The organism is Streptomyces sp. AcH 505 (assembly GCF_000818175.1).
Classification (GTDB): Bacteria; Actinomycetota; Actinomycetes; order Streptomycetales; family Streptomycetaceae; genus Streptomyces.
Genome location: NZ_JTIY01000002.1, coordinates 260,970 through 275,995, shown reverse-complemented (window position 1 = coordinate 275,995; position 15,026 = coordinate 260,970). Strand labels below are relative to the sequence as shown.

At 70.8% G+C, this 15,026-nt stretch carries 15 protein-coding genes; 6 read left to right on the top strand and 9 right to left on the bottom strand.

Translation table 11 applies throughout. The features are described from left to right. Positions 1-1,504, bottom strand: a 1,504-nt coding sequence (locus tag HY68_RS44280; protein WP_198533460.1) for an acyltransferase domain-containing protein, incomplete at its 3' end; no start/stop codon positions are given. Between the two features lie 20 nt (positions 1,505-1,524). Beyond that, the gene (locus tag HY68_RS31360) at positions 1,525-2,715 is read right to left on the bottom strand and encodes a pyridoxal phosphate-dependent aminotransferase family protein (protein ID WP_041998177.1); all 1,191 of its coding nucleotides are present in this window, start codon (positions 2,713-2,715) and stop codon (positions 1,525-1,527) included. A gap of 248 nt (positions 2,716-2,963) precedes the next feature. Between HY68_RS31360 and HY68_RS31355 the strand changes: the two genes are divergently transcribed. The 3 genes from HY68_RS31355 to HY68_RS31345 are packed head-to-tail and all read left to right on the top strand — an operon-like array spanning position 2,964 to position 5,277. Further along, a complete protein-coding gene (locus HY68_RS31355) occupies positions 2,964-3,545 on the top strand; it encodes a sigma-70 family RNA polymerase sigma factor (protein ID WP_052457330.1) in 582 nt (193 codons plus the stop codon). Positions 3,546-3,556: 11 nt separating this feature from the next. Beyond that, a complete protein-coding gene (locus HY68_RS31350; protein ID WP_041998176.1) occupies positions 3,557-5,044 on the top strand; it encodes a DHA2 family efflux MFS transporter permease subunit in 1,488 nt (495 codons plus the stop codon). Positions 5,045-5,076: 32 nt separating this feature from the next. Then, on the top strand, positions 5,077-5,277 hold the full coding sequence (locus tag HY68_RS31345) for an acyl-CoA carboxylase subunit epsilon (RefSeq protein WP_041998174.1): 201 nt from the start codon (positions 5,077-5,079) through the stop codon (positions 5,275-5,277). Between the two features lie 48 nt (positions 5,278-5,325). Here HY68_RS31345 and HY68_RS31340 read toward each other — a convergent pair whose 3' ends face one another. Beyond that, the gene (locus tag HY68_RS31340; protein WP_041998172.1) at positions 5,326-6,102 is read right to left on the bottom strand and encodes an MBL fold metallo-hydrolase; all 777 of its coding nucleotides are present in this window, start codon (positions 6,100-6,102) and stop codon (positions 5,326-5,328) included. Between the two features lie 80 nt (positions 6,103-6,182). On the opposite strand from HY68_RS31340, the gene HY68_RS31335 reads away from it, so the two are divergent. Next, positions 6,183-6,818 carry a TetR/AcrR family transcriptional regulator gene (locus HY68_RS31335; protein WP_041998169.1) on the top strand — a complete coding sequence of 212 codons (636 nt, stop codon included), beginning with the start codon at positions 6,183-6,185 and terminating at the stop codon, positions 6,816-6,818. Positions 6,819-6,894: 76 nt separating this feature from the next. On the opposite strand, the gene HY68_RS31330 is transcribed toward HY68_RS31335, so the two are convergent. Then, entirely contained in the window at positions 6,895-7,467 is a 573-nt protein-coding gene (locus HY68_RS31330) for a YceI family protein (RefSeq protein WP_041998168.1), read from the bottom strand. A 144-nt stretch (positions 7,468-7,611) separates the two neighbouring features. Between HY68_RS31330 and HY68_RS31325 the strand changes: the two genes are divergently transcribed. Continuing rightward, entirely contained in the window at positions 7,612-7,989 is a 378-nt protein-coding gene (locus tag HY68_RS31325) for a helix-turn-helix domain-containing protein (RefSeq protein ID WP_041998167.1), read from the top strand. A 13-nt stretch (positions 7,990-8,002) separates the two neighbouring features. Here HY68_RS31325 and HY68_RS31320 read toward each other — a convergent pair whose 3' ends face one another. From HY68_RS31320 to HY68_RS31310, 3 genes are all read right to left on the bottom strand, one after another. Further along, on the bottom strand, positions 8,003-9,475 hold the full coding sequence (locus HY68_RS31320; RefSeq protein ID WP_078864040.1) for an NCS2 family permease: 1,473 nt from the start codon (positions 9,473-9,475) through the stop codon (positions 8,003-8,005). A gap of 80 nt (positions 9,476-9,555) precedes the next feature. Further along, entirely contained in the window at positions 9,556-10,188 is a 633-nt protein-coding gene (locus HY68_RS31315; protein ID WP_107070276.1) for a TOPRIM nucleotidyl transferase/hydrolase domain-containing protein, read from the bottom strand. A 71-nt stretch (positions 10,189-10,259) separates the two neighbouring features. Next, positions 10,260-11,207 carry an FkbM family methyltransferase gene (locus HY68_RS31310; RefSeq protein WP_041998166.1) on the bottom strand — a complete coding sequence of 316 codons (948 nt, stop codon included), beginning with the start codon at positions 11,205-11,207 and terminating at the stop codon, positions 10,260-10,262. A gap of 252 nt (positions 11,208-11,459) precedes the next feature. Between HY68_RS31310 and HY68_RS31305 the strand changes: the two genes are divergently transcribed. After that, on the top strand, positions 11,460-12,170 hold the full coding sequence (locus HY68_RS31305; RefSeq protein ID WP_041998164.1) for a DedA family protein: 711 nt from the start codon (positions 11,460-11,462) through the stop codon (positions 12,168-12,170). Here the strand turns inward: HY68_RS31305 and pabB are convergent. Next, positions 12,167-14,287 (bottom strand): aminodeoxychorismate synthase component I, encoded by a 2,121-nt coding sequence (gene pabB / locus HY68_RS31300; RefSeq protein WP_041998162.1) that lies wholly within the window; start codon positions 14,285-14,287, stop codon positions 12,167-12,169. The genes HY68_RS31305 and pabB overlap by 4 nt on opposite strands. Before the next feature lie 44 nt (positions 14,288-14,331). Continuing rightward, positions 14,332-15,026, bottom strand: a 695-nt coding sequence (locus tag HY68_RS31295) for a 3-hydroxybutyrate dehydrogenase (protein WP_041998160.1), incomplete at its 5' end; no start/stop codon positions are given.

Sequence of the window (15,026 nt, the reverse complement as noted above, 5' to 3'; positions counted from 1 at the left end):
TGGTGGTCGTGGCGGCGGGTACGGGTACGGGTACGGGTGCGGCGGCCGGGGCCGGGACGGTCGCGGCCGGCCCGGATCCGTCCACCGCGGGGGCCGTGTCGCGCGATGCCTCGATGAGCTGGTCCAGCAGATGCCCCAGCGGTGCGTCGTCACTGGTGGCGACGGTGATGCCGGGCAGCCCGAGGTGCGCGGCGAGCGCCGTCGCCAGCTCCTCGCGCACCCGGACGCTGAGCCCGAGCCCGGTGCCCATGAGCTGGGCCGGGTCGAGCAGCCGTACCGGGTAACCGGTGTAGCGCGCGGCGACCTTGAGCAGTCCCGCCCGCACCTGGGTCACGCTCTCGCGCGCCGTGGCCGGTGCCTCCGCGCTCCGCGCGGGCGCCTCGGCCTCCGCCGGCACCTCGCCGTTGCCCATGCCGTGGACGGCGGCGAAGGCGGTGAAGCGCCGCATGCTCTCGACAGCGCCGAGCGACTGGATGTTGGTCGGTGTGACGAGCGCGTCCTGGTCCGCCAGGATCCGCTCGGCGAGCCCGGAGAGGATCGACTTCGGGCCGACCTCGACGAACGCGTTGACACCGCCGGTGTGCAGCTGCCGGATCAGGTCCTGGAAGCTGAACGGGGTGACGAGCTGGCGGGCCAGCAGCATCGGCATGTCGGCGATGTCGTGCTCGGTGTAGAAGTCGCCGACGACGGTCGACAGCACGGGAGTGTGCGGCGCGCGCCAGTCGAGCGCGGCCAGGGTGCGCTCCAGATGCGGTACGGCGTCCGCGAGCAGGTCCGAGTGGAAGCCGTGCGAGACCCGCAGCCGGGTGGCCTTGATGCCCCGCTCGCGGCAGAGCGCCGTGGCCCGGTCGATGGTGTCGGAGTCGCCCGAAAGCACCGTCTGGTCGGGCGAGTTGACGATGGAGCGGACGATGTAGCCGTCCTGACCGTGCATCAGGAGCACGAGCCGGGCGAGCTGTTCCCTGCTGCGGGGGCTGTCCGTCTGCAGGCTCAGCATGCCGCCGCGGCGCTCGGGGTCGATGGTCTTGACGGCGGCGCCGCGCCCGTACACGGCCCGTACGCCGTCCTCCAGCGACAGCGCGCCTGCCGCGACGAGCGCGCCCAGCTCACCGAGGCTGTGGCCGATGTGCACCTCGGCGGTGACGCCTTGGTGCTCCAGCAGCCGGTGCACGGCCATGCTGCCGGCGAAGATGGCGGGCTGCATGACCACGGGGTCCTGCAGCTCCTTCGCCGGGTCGTGGCCGCCGGAGCTGAACATCCTGCTGGTCAGGGTGTGTCCGGCCAGCGACCGGTAGGTCTCGTCCATCCGCTCGAACGTCTCGGCGACCACCGGGTGTTCGGCGATGAGGTCGGCGAACATGTCGGGGTACTGGGCCCCGTGTCCGGGGAACAGGAAGGCGGTACGCAGCTGGACTCCGGTGGTACCCAGGTACACGCCCTGGGCCTGGAGCGCCCGCCGGTACGCGACGACCTGCTCGTCGAGCTGGGCTTCGGTCTCGGTCATGGTCACGTCGGTATGTCCCCTCAGGCCAGAATGTTGTGCCGCCGGGCGGCGTCACCCAGCAGTTCCAGTGCGCGGTCCACGTCCTCGGTCGTCATGCCGGCGGTGACCGTGGCGCGGAACCTGGCCCGCCCCTTGGGCACGGCGGGGAAGATCGCCCCCGAGACGTAAAGGCCGTCCGCCATCAGCTCCTTGGACATGAGCAGGGCGGTGTTGTCGTCACCGATGAGGATCGGGATGACGGGCGTGACACTGCCCATCACCTCGAAGCCCGCCCGGATGAGCCCCGAGCGGAAGCGCATGGTGTTCTCCCACAGCTTCTCGGTGCGCCACGGCTCCCGCCGCATCAGCTCCAGCGCCTTGAGCACACCGGCCACGGTCGGCGCCGGCAGGCTCGCGTTGAACATGTAGGCGTGCGCCGAGTGGCGCAGGAACTCCACGACGTCCTCGCCGGCGGTGACGAACCCGCCGACCCCGCCCAGGGTCTTGCTGAAGGTCCCCATGGTGAGGTCGGGGACCACACCGAAGTGCTCGCCCGCTCCCCTGCCGTGCTCGCCGAGGAATCCGGTGCCGTGGGCCTCGTCCACCATCAGCATGGCGCCGTACTGCTCGGTGAGCCGGTGGATCTCGTCCATCGGGGCGATCTCGCCGTCCATCGAGTACACACCGTCGACCACGACGAACTTCTTCTTCGCGTCCGCGTTGCGCCGGAGCACGTACTCCAGCTTCTCCATGGAGTTGTGCGCGAATATCTTGACGCTGCCCTCCGCGAGCCGGCAGCCGTCGATGATGCTCATATGGTTGAACTGGTCGGTGATGACGACGGTTTCGGCGTCGCAGAGCGCCGAGATCGTCCCCAGGTTGGCCATATAGCCGGAGCTGTAGGTGATGGCGGCCTCGGTGCCCATCCAGTCGGCGAGCCGCTCCTCCAGCTCCAGGTGCAGCCGGGTCGTGCCGTTGTTGAGCCGGGCACCGCAGGCACCTGAGCCGTAGGTGTCGAGCGCTTCCTTGATCGCCTTGTTGATCTCCGGGTGGCCGACGAGACCCAGGTAGTTCCCGCTGGTCAACATGATGACCTCGCGGTTGTCGATCTCGGACCGGCCGCCCGGTGCGGCGGTGAAAGGCTGTTCGAAGGTGTAGAAGCCGCTGTCCTTGAGGCCCCGGATCCGGTCGTTGACCGACGCGAGGGTCCGCGCGTATTCATCCGTGATCATTCGTGATTCCCCTCTCGGTGCGTCGCTCGCCGCTGCCGGCGTACGGGGCAGGAGACGGCGACCGTCATCCCGACAGAGCGGCGGGAGGGGGGTGCGGATACCTCGCATCCGTGCGCTTCACGCCACATCGCCCCGGCGCTACCCACGGGCCGTGCGGGCGGCGACCCCGGGTCCAGTGGCGGGCTACCCGGTCATGGGACAAGAGATGTCAACAGGTCCCTACGGGGCGGGCCGAAGGAGGAGTTGTCGTGGTGGAGGCGAAGACGGCACACGGCCGGGACAGCACTCCGGCGTCGCCCGCCGAACTGGTCGCGGCCTGCCGCGCCGGTGAGGAGGCGGCATGGGCGCGGCTCATCCGGCGCTACCGCCCCACGGTCTGGACGGTGGCCCGTTCGCACGGGCTGCGGCCGGCCGACTGTGAGGACGTCTGCCAGCTGACCTGGCTGCGCGTCATCGAGAACATCGGCTCGCTCCACGATCCGGCCAAGGTCGGCGCGTGGATCGTCACCACGGCACGGCGCGAGGCTCTGAAGGTGTCCGGCAGCGGCACCAAGTACCACCTCGTCGACGATCTCGCCTTCTTCGCCCAGGAGAGCTGTCACGAGGCGACCCCCGAGGAGTCGGCGCTGAGCACGGCCGAGGGCGACCTCGCCCGGCTCGCCTTCCGGCTCCTGCCCAGGCAGCACCAGGCCCTGCTGGGGCTGCTGCTCTGTGATCCCCCGCTGAGTTACGACGCGATCAGCGCGGCGCTCTCCATGCCGCGCGGCTCGATCGGCCCCACCCGAAACCGCATTCTCCGGCAAGCCGGGGATTTCCTGCGCGACATGTGAAAGGACGAACCATGAGTGCCCAGACACAGGGCCATCCCGTCCGTACGTTCGTCATCGCCGCCGTGGCGATGTTCATCACCTCGCTCGACAATCTCGTGGTCACCACCGCGCTGCCCGCGATCCGTGAGGACCTGGGCGCGGGACTGGACGACCTGGAATGGACAGTCAACGCGTTCACCCTCACCTTCGCCGTCCTCCTCATGACGGGGTCCGCGCTCGGTGACCGGTTCGGCAGGCGACGGCTGTTCATGATCGGTGTCACCATCTTCACACTGGCCTCCGCGGGGGCCGCGCTGTCGGACACCGCGGCGCAGCTGATCGCGGCGCGCGCCGTGCAGGGCGTCGGCGGCGCGATCGTCGTACCGCTGACCCTGACGCTGCTGTCCGCCGCCGTGCCGCCCGCCAAGCGCGGTGCGGCGCTGGGTGCCTGGGGCGCCATCGCGGGTCTGGCCATCGCGCTGGGACCCGTGGTGGGCGGCGCCATCGTCGAGGGCGCCTCCTGGCAGTGGATCTTCTGGATCAATGTGCCGCTCGGCATCGTGCTCGTCCCGCTGTCCCGGGTCTGGCTCGCGGAGAGCCGGGGCGCGGAGGCCAAGCTCGACGTGCTCGGTACGGCGCTGCTGAGCTTCGGACTCTTCGGCGTGATCCTCGGTCTGGTGCGCGGCGGTACGACCGGCTGGACGTCCGGCGAGGTGCTGGCGGGCTTCCTGGCCGGCGGTGTGCTGCTGATCGCCTTCCTGGTGTGGGAGAACCGCACCGCGCATCCGATGCTGCCGCTCGGTCTGTTCCGCGGCCGGGCCTTCTCGATGACCAACCTGGCGTCGCTGCTGATGTACTTCGGCATGTTCGGGTCGATCTTCCTGATCGCGCAGTTCCTGCAGACGGCGCAGGGCTACTCGCCGCTGGAGGCCGGGCTGCGCACCCTGCCGTGGACCGCGATGCCGATGGTGGTCGCGCCGGTCGCCGGGATCCTGTCCGACAAGTTCGGCGGGCGGCTGATCCTGACGATCGGGTTCGTCCTCCAGGCGATCGGTCTCGGCTGGTTCGCGCTGGTGGCGACGCCGTCGGTCGGTTACGGCACGCTGGTGCCGCCGTTCGCCGTCCTCGGCGTCGGTATGTCGCTGTTCTACGCGCCCGTCGTCAACATGGTCTTCTCGTCCGTACGCCGGGACCAGGAGGGCATCGCCTCCGGTGTCAACAACGCGGGCCGTGAGCTGGGCGGTGTGCTCGGAGTGGCGATTCTGGCCGCCGTGTTCGCCGCGTACGGCGGCTACGGGAGCGCGCAGACCTTCGTGGACGGGCTGATCCCCGCGGTCTGGGTCGGGGCCGCCGTGGTCCTGGCAGCGGGCGTCGCCTCGATGCTGATCCCGAACGGGCTGCGCCCGGTGGGCGCCGAGGCGGTGGGCGCCGAGGCGGCGCGCGCCGAGGCCGTCGAGAAGGCGGCCGTGGCGGACGGCACAAAGGAGGTCCCCGCACCTGCGGCCGCGACGGTGGCCTGAGAAGGAGAGCGAGCAGAAGGAGAGAGACCCTGATGTCGGAAACCGTCGAAGAGACCCTCTGGAAGATCGTCTGCGGCTCCCCCAACCCGGAGGAACTGGCCGCCGTGACCGCCGTACTCGCCTCGCTCGCACGCCGCGCCGAGGCACCGGCCACCCCGGTCGTCGTCCCGCTCGCCGGCTGGCGCCATTCCGTGACGCCGCGTCTGGGCGGCTCCTGGCGCGCCGCCGCCTGAGCACCCGCCGGACCCACCGCGCACCCCCGTGCGGTGGGTCCGGCGTGGTCAGACCACACCGACCGCGCGGGCCTGGTCGGCCGCGGCGGCCGGTCCGTGCGTGAAGGGTTCGCCGTGTCCCGGCAGCAGCAGGCCGGCCGGCTGGACGGCCAGCCGGTCGAGCGAGCGCAGGGCCGCCGCGCTGTCCTGGGTGAACCCCCGGCAGACCAGGCAGGGTCCGGTGTGTCCGGTCAGACCGTCGTAGGTCACCAGCGCGTCGCCGGTGAAGAGCAGCCCGCGGTCGGCGAACAGATAGCCGGTGCTGCCCGTCGTATGGCCCGGCAGCGGCACCGCCAGCGGGCGGCCGGGGACGGAGTCGAGGGTCCCCTCACCGTCGAAGGTACGCACCCGGCGGACGGCCGGAGCGGTGAAGGCGCCGCCGCGCGCCAGCCGCAGCGGTGTGGCGACAGCGGCCGGCCTGCGCCGCAGATAGGTCAGCATCGACCGCTCAGGCTTGGCGTGCCGCAGGGCGCTGCGCGGTCCTTCGGCCAGGATGGGGGCGTCCGCGCGGTGGACCCAGACCTCGGCGTCGCTCAGCGCGCGTATCCGCTCGGCCAGTCCGGTGTGGTCGGGGTGCGCGTGGGTGAGCAGCACCGCCCGGATGTCCGCCGGGCGATGTCCGGTACGGGCCAGGGCCTCCTGGAGACGGCCGAAGTGGCCGGGCAGCCCCGCGTCCACCAGCACGGGACCCTCGTCCCCCTCGACCAGGTAGAAGTTGACCACCGTGTCACCGAGCCGGTGGACACCGGGTGCGACAGGTGCTGTTTCCGCTCTCGGGTCACCCATGTTCTCCTCCGGACGCTATATTCGATACATGCGACAGTATCCAATGTACTCCGAGGATCCGGACACCACCGGCGGGCGCCATGGCGCCGGCTGAACCGCGGGCCAGGGCGTACGACTCCAGCGGGCGCAAGGCGGCGGCGCTGCGCAGCCGCGGGGCGGTGCTGGACGCCTGCCGGGAGCTGCTGTTCCAGGACGGCTACCGGGCGGCCACGATCCGGGCGGTGGCCGAGCGGGCGGGGGTCTCGCCGGAGACGGTCCACAAGACGTTCGGCGGCAAGCCGGGGCTGCTGAAGGCGCTGTGGGACGTGACACTGGCCGGCGACGACGAACCGGCCGCCATGGCGGAGCGTCCGCAGCTCCAGGAGGTGTTCCGCACCCGCGACCCGGGCGAAAAGCTGGGCCTCTACGCGGAGTTCGTGTGCGGCGTCCACGAACGCACCGGCCGGCTCTTCGCGTTGCTCACCCGCGCGGGCCCGGAGGTCGCCGACTTCCTCGACGCGACCGAGGCGGAGCGGCTGACCGGCGTCAGGGGGTTCGTCGCGCATCTCGCGCGCGAGGAGCTGCTGCGGCCCGGCGAGGACCAGGAACGCGCGGCCGATGTCTGCTGGGTGCTCACCTCGCCGCAGGTCTTCGGCAGGCTGACCGAGGACCGGGGCTGGGACACCGCGGCCTACCGCGACTGGCTGGCCGGCGCGCTGGCCGCCGCGCTCGTATGACACGCGGGCGGCCCGTCCCCGGGGCGGGACGGGCCACGCGCGGTGGTGGGCCGGACGTCAGGCGGTGGGCCGGACGTCAGGCGGTGGCCGCGTCCGTCGCCAGGTCGGCCTCGACGTCGAGCACGATCTGGACCTTCTCGCTCAGCGCGACGCCGCCGCCGGGGATGGGACCGTTGTAACTCACCCCGAAGTCACCGCGGTTGATCTCGGTGGTGGCGGAGAAACCGGCCTTGGTGCCCCCTGCGGGGTTGGGGCCGAACTCGGGCGTCTCGACGGCGAGGGTGACCGGCTTGGTCGTCCCGCGGATCGTCAGGTCGCCGTCGATGAAGAAGTCCCCGTCCTCGTACCGCACTCCGGTGGAGACGAAGTCGATGGTGGGGTGGTTCTCGGCGTCGAAGAAGTCGGCCGAGCGGATGTGGTCGTCCCGCATGGGGTTGGCGGTGTCGATGGACGTCGCGTCGATCGTCGTGCTGACCGACGACTCCAGCGGGTTCTCCGCGATGGTGATCTGCCCGCTGAAGGTGCCGAAGTGGCCACGGACCTTGCTGACCATCATGTGCTTGATGATGAACCCGACGTGGGAGTGGACCGTGTCGATGGTCCACGTGCCCGCGACGATGCCGGGGATCTGCAGATCGGTGGAAGTCAAAGGGATGCGCTCCTGACAGAAATTGACAGCCGTAGCGGTTCCTTTTGGTTTCTCGGTACTCTATAGGAACCGTCACAATCGTCCGGCAGTCCGTCTGTCCAGGCAATCAGGCACTTCTTGGTGCCGTGGTTCTCGGAGGTAACCGTGAGCACTCCCACCGGCCGCACCCCGACGGCCTGCCGCGCCCGGCAGGCCCTGGACCTCGTCGCCGACAAGTGGTCGCTGTACGTGGTGTCCTGTCTGGGCGAGGGGCCCCGGCGGTTCAGCGAGCTGCGGCGGGACATCGACGGGATCAGCCAGCGGATGCTGACCGTCACCCTGCGCGGCCTGGAGCGCGACGGCATCCTGACCAGGACCGTCGTCGAGGTGATGCCGCCGCATGTGAGCTACGGACTGACCCCGATCGGCCGGACGCTGCTGCGTGCCACGGCGCCGCTGATCGACTGGAGCGTCGGGAATCTGGAGCGGATGGACGCGGCGCGCGCCGAGTACGACGCGCGCACCGCCGCCCGTACCGCTTGACGTCGAACAGCCGCTAGTTGACGTTGAACAGCTGCTCGACCGGGTCGATCGCGAAGTACACGACGAACAGCGCGGCGGTCGCCCACAGCAGCCAGTGCACCTCGCGCGCCTTGCCGAGTACGGCCTTGACGAGGACGTACGAGACGAAGCCCGCCCCGATGCCGTTGGTGATGGAGTACGTGAACGGCATCACGGCGATCGTCAGGAACGCCGGGATCGCTATCTCGTACTTCTCCCAGTCGATGTGCCGCACCTGCGACATCAGCAGGAAGCCCACCACGACCAGCGCGGGGGCCGCCGCCTGCGCGGGGACGACCACGGCGAGCGGTGTCAGGAACAGCGCCAGGGCGAACAGCGCGCCGGTCACGACGGAGGCGAAGCCGGTACGGGCGCCCTCGCCGACCCCGGCGGCCGACTCGATGTACGCGGTGTTGGAGGACGCCGATGCCGCGCCGCCCGCGACGGCGGCGGCGCCGTCGATGAGCAGGACCCGGCCCAGGTTCGGCACCCTGCCGTCCGCGTCCAGCAGCCCCGCCTCGTTGGACACACCGACGACCGTGCCCATGGTGTCGAAGAAGTCGCTGAGGATGAGGGTGAAGACGAGCAGCACCAGGGTGACGACGCTGATCTCGTGGAACGCGCCGAAGAGGGAGAAGTGGCCGACGAGCCCGAAGTCGGGCGCCGCCACGATGTCGTCGGGCACCGAGGGCACGGTGAGACCCCACGCAGCGGGCTTGATGTCGGCGATCTCGTTGATGATGATCGCGACGATCGTCATCGTGACGATGCCGATGAGGATCGCGCCCCGCACCTTCCTCGCCACCAGGGCGATGATGAGCAACACCCCGAGGCAGAAGACCAGTACGGGCCAGCCGGTCAGATGCCCTGTCGCGCCGAGCTGGACCGGTGTCGATCCCGTGGCGCCGGGGATACGGGAGGCGAAGCCGGCGTCCACGAAGCCGATGAACGCGATGAACAGCCCGATGCCGACGCTGATCGCCTGCTTGAGCGGTCCCGGGATGGCCCGCATGACGGCCTCCCGCAGCCCGGTGACGACCAGGACGCAGATCAGCAGGCCCTCGATGACGACAAGGCCCATCGCGTCCGGCCAGCTCATCAGCGGCGCGAGCTGGAAGGCCACCACGGCGTTGAGCCCGAGCCCGGCCGCGATGGCGAGCGGCAGATTGCCGCCGATGCCCATGATCGCGGTCATCACGGCCGCCACCAGGGCGGTGACGGTGACCAGTTGGGGCCCGGAGAGGTGGTGGCCGAACTTGTCCTCGGCGCCGCCGAGGATGATCGGGTTCAGCACGAGGATGTAGGCCATCGTGAAGAACGTGGCGAAGCCGCCGCGTATCTCACGTCCGTACGTCGAGCCGCGCTCGCTGATCCTGAAGTACCGGTCGACGGCGTCGCGCCGGGACCCGCCCGGCGCCTCGGGTGCGTCCGGTGCGTCGGGTGTCCTGTCCACTGTCTGGCCTGACATTGCTCTCCTCGTCGGGTCGCGATGCGTCGGGGGGTAGGTGGATTGTTCCCCTGACAGGGCCATTTCAGGTTTTCAGGATGTTACGTGATCCGGAGATGCGCGAGGAGCCCGCCGAGCGGGGCGGGGACCCGCCCGAGGTCGAGCGCGCCGACCAGCGCACCCGCGTACTGCGCCTTGCGGCCGCTGTGGGTGCCCATGAAACGCCGCAACTGCCGCTCGACGCTCCTGCCCCGCTGCGCGGGCTGCTTCTGGAACGTGCGGAACGGCCGCAGGTCGCCCTGGTCGGCCAGGACCTCCTGGACGGCGGCGGCGCCCAGCGCACGGATCAGCTCGTCCTCCAGGTCGGCGACGCACACCTGGAACCCGCCCGACGCCAGCCCGGCCCGCGCCAGGGCCCGCAGGAAGAACTCCGTCTCGGCGGCGTCGCACAGGCCGGCCAGCGGGACGTCGAGCCCCTGGGCGCCGAACAGGCCGAGGAATCTGCCGATGCTCGTGGCACCGCCGAGCGGTACGACACACACGCCCTCGGCCGCCAGATCCCTGCCGAACCGCGCGGCCAGCGTGTCGACGGCGACCTGGTCGCTCGCCCCCTCCACCAGCACGACCGTACGCAGCCCGGCGCCGGCGGCCAGCTCGTGCGCCGCCGCACCGGCCGCCCGCGCCCCCGCACCGCCGGCGGCCCACTCGACAGCCGCCCGGCTGAGCAGCGTCATCTCGTCCACACGGACCAGTTTCGCAGCCGCGACGGCGCGGATCAAAGCATATTGGCCCGGCTGACGAACCGTCAGACGTATTCCTTCTCGCTGGGCATGAAGATCAGGTTGCGGCTCTTCTCGGGGCGCTCCTCGGTGATGGGGACGAGCCTGCGGTCCGCCTCCGCGATCCAGCGGTAGGTGTAGTCGAGACCGGTGAAGTGCTCGGTGAGTTCGGCCAGCGGCATCGTCGCCAGGGCTTCGAGGATGATGACCGGGCGGTCGCGCTTGATGAGGTGGCGCGCGCCGTCGAGGACGCTCGGCTCGTGGCCCTCCACGTCGATCTTGATCAGGTCCACCGGGGTGTTCCCCAGCGTCTCGTCCAGGGTGACCAGCTGGATCCGGGTGGTGAAGGCACTGGCCAGCGGCTTGTCGAAGCCTTCCAGCGAGGAACCGGTCGACAGCAGGCTCGCCAGCGGGAAGCGGATGTTGATGTCGGCGAACCCGGTGTGGTCGGAGACGCCCTTCTGGTGCAGTTCGAGGTTCTTGATCGCGTTGGCCCGGTGGTTGACGGCCAGTCTGGCGTGGATCGGCGGCACGGGCTCGAAGGCGTGCACCTTCGCCTTGGGGCTGGAGAGCGCGGCGATCATCGCGTAGTAGCCGACATGCGCGCCGACGTCGAGCACGGTCCTGCTCTGCGCCGCCAGCCGGCTCCAGTGGTACAGGCTCGCCGACTCGTAGCCGAACCGGCCGTTCCAGACGGTGTCGAGGGCGACCGCCTCGTCGTTCCCGCAGAACATCACGAACGGCGGACAGAGGTCCGACTCGATGTCCACCCAGCCCTGGTAGGGGAAGGCCTTGCGGTGGGTGTTGAGGATCTCGGACGTGGTGACCGGCCTGACCCGCGCGGCCTCCTCCGCCGTCCGCAGGTTCATCGCGTCGAGATCCCGTGTCCGGGTGCCGTGCGCCCCGCCTGCGGCCCCACCCGACCGCGGCTTCGCGGTACCGGCGCTTGACGAGATCTTACGGAGGATCTTCACACGGTCTCCTTGGGAAGGCCGGCCGGCGTGGGTGCTTTCCCCGCGGACGACCGGTTCGAGTAGGCCGATGTTGTCGACACGGCATGAGCGCGCGGTGTTGGTGCGGTGAACGAGAGGCAAATCGTCGCCCTCAGCTGTGCCCCGCCGCCCGCCGGCGGTCCGGCGGCGCTGCGTCACGCCGTACGCACCGGGCCGGGACTACGGTGGGTGAGACGTGTCCGTACGCCGCACGCCGAACACCGGGAGGGAACCATGGCTCCGCCGCCGCTCCCCGGTGTCCTCGGCAACCTCGCGCCGATCCTCGACCACTGGGGCTATCTCGCCGTCGGCGGTCTGCTGTTCGTGGAGGACTTCGGCGTACCGGTCCCCGGCGAGACGGTACTGATCGCGGCGGCCGTCTACGCCGGCACCGGACAGCTGAACATCGTGGCCGTCGTGCTGATCGCCCTGGTCGCCGCGGTGGCCGGCGACAACGTCGGCTACGCCATCGGGCGCTACGGCGGCCACCGGCTGGTCAACCGCTACGGCAAGTACGTCCTGCTCACCCCGCCCCGGGTGGCCAAGGCCGAGGCGTTCTTCGAGCGGCACGGCGGCAAGATCGTCACCATCGCCCGGTTCGTGGACGGGCTGCGCCAGGCCAACGGCATCATCGCGGGAATGAGCGGGATGTCCTGGCCGAGATTCCTCGCGTTCAACTCGCTCGGCGCCGCCCTGTGGGTCGGTGTCTGGTCGGTGCTCGGGTACTTCGCCGGACAGCACGTGGACACCATCTATCCGGCGATCGAGCGCTACGAGCTGTACTTCCTGGCGGCGCTGGTGGCCGTCGTCGCGTTCTTCGTCGTCCGCCACCTGCGCCGTCGCCGTCGCGACGGGTCGGACGACGAGACAGACGACAAGCCGGACGAGGAGACGGACGGCGAGACGAACGACGAGACGCAGGACAAGACGCAGGACAAGTCCTAGGTCGTGTCCGCCCTGCCGGGGAAGCTCGCGCCCAGCAGCGTGAGCAGCGGTGTCGCCTTGACCGCCGTCTCCTCGAACTCCGCCGCCGGGTCCGAGAGATCGATGATCGCGCCGCCGACCCCGTAACTCAGCCGGTTCCCGTGCAGCACGGCCGTGCGGATGACGATGCTGAGATCGGCGGCCCCGGTGAGGGAGAAGTAGCCGATCGCCCCGGAGTAGACACCGCGCGGCCCGCCTTCGAGACCGTCGATGATCCGCATGGTGCGGATCTTCGGCGCCCCGGTCATCGAGCCGCCCGGGAAGGCGTCCCGTACGGCCGCCACCGCGCCGCTGTCCGGGCGCAGCCGGGCCCGTACCGTGCTGACCAGCTGGTGCGCCGACGCGTACGTCTCCACCTGGAAGACGGGTTCCGCGGTGACGGAGCCGGTCACGGCGTTACGGCCGAGGTCGTTGCGGACCAGGTCGACGATCATCAGGTTCTCCGCGCGGTCCTTCTCGCTGGCCGCGAGATCCGCGACGGCGAGGGCGTCGTCCGCCGCGGTGGCGCCCCGTGGTCTGGTCCCCTTGATCGGGCGTGACTCGGCCGTCCCGTACCGGTCGACCCGCAGGAACCGCTCGGGCGACGTGCTGAGTACGGACACCTCGCCGAATCCCAGGAAGGCACCGAACGGCGCCGGGCTGATCCGCCGCAGTGAGCGGTAGAGCTGCCACGGGTCGACGCCGGGCAGCTCCGTCTCGATCATGTTGGTCAGACAGACCTCGTAGGTCTCGCCCGCGCCGATCTCCTGCCGGCAGGTGTCGATGAGCTTGAGGTACATGTCCCGCTCGTGGCGCAGCCGCAGCACCACCTCCCCCTGCCCCGCCGGCACCGGCGGGCCGACGGGTCCCGGCCGCAGTCCGGCGAGGCCGGCGAGCCGTTCGGCGGTCTCCCGCAGCCAGCCGAGCGCGGGCCCCTCGTCCCCGTCCTCAGCGAGGGCCAGCAGATACGTCGCGTTGTCGCCGTGGTCGAGGACGACGGCCCGGTCGGCGAAGACCATGACCGCGTCGGGTTCCGCCGACGGGTGGGCACGGTCCCCGTCGTGGTCGGCCTTCAGCTCGTACCCCAGATAGCCGACCCAGCCGAGCGCGAAGTCGAAGGGCAGCTCGGGCGCGGTCACGCCGGTCGCGCGCAGGTCCTGTTCGAGCCAGTCGAGGAAGCCGCCCGGTACGGTCCGGGTGGCGTGCCGCGATGCGACCGTCACCGTGCCCGCCTGGACATCGGCGGTGGCCACGCGGGCGAGCGGGCCTGTGGCGTCGCCCATCATCGACAGCCGGCCCGGGGCCGGATGCGCCGGCGTACCGCTGTCCAGCCAGAACGGGTGCCGGCCCGCCCTGAACAGCCGGTCGAAGACCACTTCGGCGTCCCAGCGGGTGGTCAGCCGCTCCGCCATGACCCGCAGCCGCCGGGGCTTCACGTGCTCCGCGTGCTCCACGTGCTCCACGGGGGCGGTGGCCGTGGCCGGCCGAGAGCGGCGGGGTGCCGGCACCGCCCGGCGCCGGCCGTGCTGTTCGGTGAGCCGGCGGAAGTTCGCCATCAGCTGCCGGCCGCCCCGCGTGCCTATGGACTCGGGATGGAACTGCACGCCCCACAGCGGCAGGCTCCGGTGCCGCAGCGCCATCAGGACGCCGTCGGCGGTGCGCGCCAGCGGCTCAAGGACGGGAGGCAGCGCGTCCACCACGAGCGAGTGGTAGCGGATCACCTCCAGCGGCGAGGGCAGTGCCTCGAAGAGGCCGGTGCCGTCGTGCAGCACCGCCGACGCCCGGCCGTGCCGCGGCTCGGGTGCGCGCACGACCCGCGCTCCGTGGGCGAGCGCCAGTGCCTGGTGGCCGAGGCACACCCCGAGGACCGGGATCCTGGCGTCCTCGACGATCCCGGCGCAGAGACCGATGTCGGCGGGGCTGTGCGGCGTTCCGGGTCCGGGCGACAGGACGACGTTGTCGAAGGCGTCGAGCAGCTCCGGCCGCCAGCCGGGGTCGTCGTTGCGTATCACCTCGGGTGCCACGCCGTTGACCTCGGCCAGCTGGTGGAACAGGTTGTAGGTGAACGAGTCGTAGTTGTCGACGAGAAGCGTACGCATGACCAGGTCCTTAGGGTGCGGACACGACCGGCGGTCCGGCGGGCTCAGTGCGCGGTCCAGCCGCCGTCCAGCGCGAGCGAGGTGCCCGTGACGAACGAGGCGTGGTCGGAACAGAGATAGGCGACGGCCTCGGCCACCTCGGCCGGCTCCATGAGCCGCTTGAGCGCGCTGTCCTGGAGCAGCACATCGGCGACGACCCGGTCCTCGGGGATGCCGTGCGCCGCCGCCTGGTCGGCGATCTGCTTCTCGACCAGCGGGGTGCGCACATAGGCGGGGTTGACGCAGTTGGAGGTGACGCCGTGGGGCGCGCCTTCCAGGGCGGCGGTCTTGGAGAGCCCTTCGAGACCGTGCTTGGCCGCCACGTACGCCGACTTGTACGCCGAGGCGCGCAGTCCGTGCACCGACGAGATGTTGACGATCCGGCCCCAGCCGTTGCCGTACATGTGCGGCAGCGCGCCCCGGATCAGCCGGAACGGCGCCTCCAGCATCACGGTGAGCACCGTGTGGAAGACGTCCGGCGGGTACTCCTCGATGGGCCGCACGAGTTGGATCCCGGCGTTGTTGACGAGGATGTCGGCGCCGGCCGCGGCGCGCTCGGCTGCGTCGAGGTCCGTCAGGTCCAGCACCTCGGGCCGCACCGCGCCGGGCAGTCCCTCGGCGGCGGGGGCCAGGGCTTCGAGTCCTTCGGCGTCCCGGTCCAGGGCGGTCACCGCCGCCCCGGCCGCGGCGAGCCGCAGCG

Bases quoted from the DNA above. Each gene is read 5' to 3' on its own strand.
- HY68_RS31360 (WP_041998177.1), bottom strand. From the start codon at position 2,715: ATGATCACGGATGAATACGCGCGGACCCTCGCGTCGGTCAACGACCGG.
- HY68_RS31350 (WP_041998176.1), top strand. From the start codon at position 3,557: ATGAGTGCCCAGACACAGGGCCATCCCGTCCGTACGTTCGTCATCGCC.
- HY68_RS31345 (WP_041998174.1), top strand. From the start codon at position 5,077: ATGTCGGAAACCGTCGAAGAGACCCTCTGGAAGATCGTCTGCGGCTCC.
- HY68_RS31320 (WP_078864040.1), bottom strand. From the start codon at position 9,475: ATGTCAGGCCAGACAGTGGACAGGACACCCGACGCACCGGACGCACCC.
- HY68_RS31340 (WP_041998172.1), bottom strand. From the start codon at position 6,102: ATGGGTGACCCGAGAGCGGAAACAGCACCTGTCGCACCCGGTGTCCAC.
- pabB (WP_041998162.1), bottom strand. From the start codon at position 14,287: ATGCGTACGCTTCTCGTCGACAACTACGACTCGTTCACCTACAACCTG.
- HY68_RS31305 (WP_041998164.1), top strand. From the start codon at position 11,460: ATGGCTCCGCCGCCGCTCCCCGGTGTCCTCGGCAACCTCGCGCCGATC.
- HY68_RS31315 (WP_107070276.1), bottom strand. From the start codon at position 10,188: ATGACGCTGCTCAGCCGGGCGGCTGTCGAGTGGGCCGCCGGCGGTGCG.
- HY68_RS31335 (WP_041998169.1), top strand. From the start codon at position 6,183: ATGGCGCCGGCTGAACCGCGGGCCAGGGCGTACGACTCCAGCGGGCGC.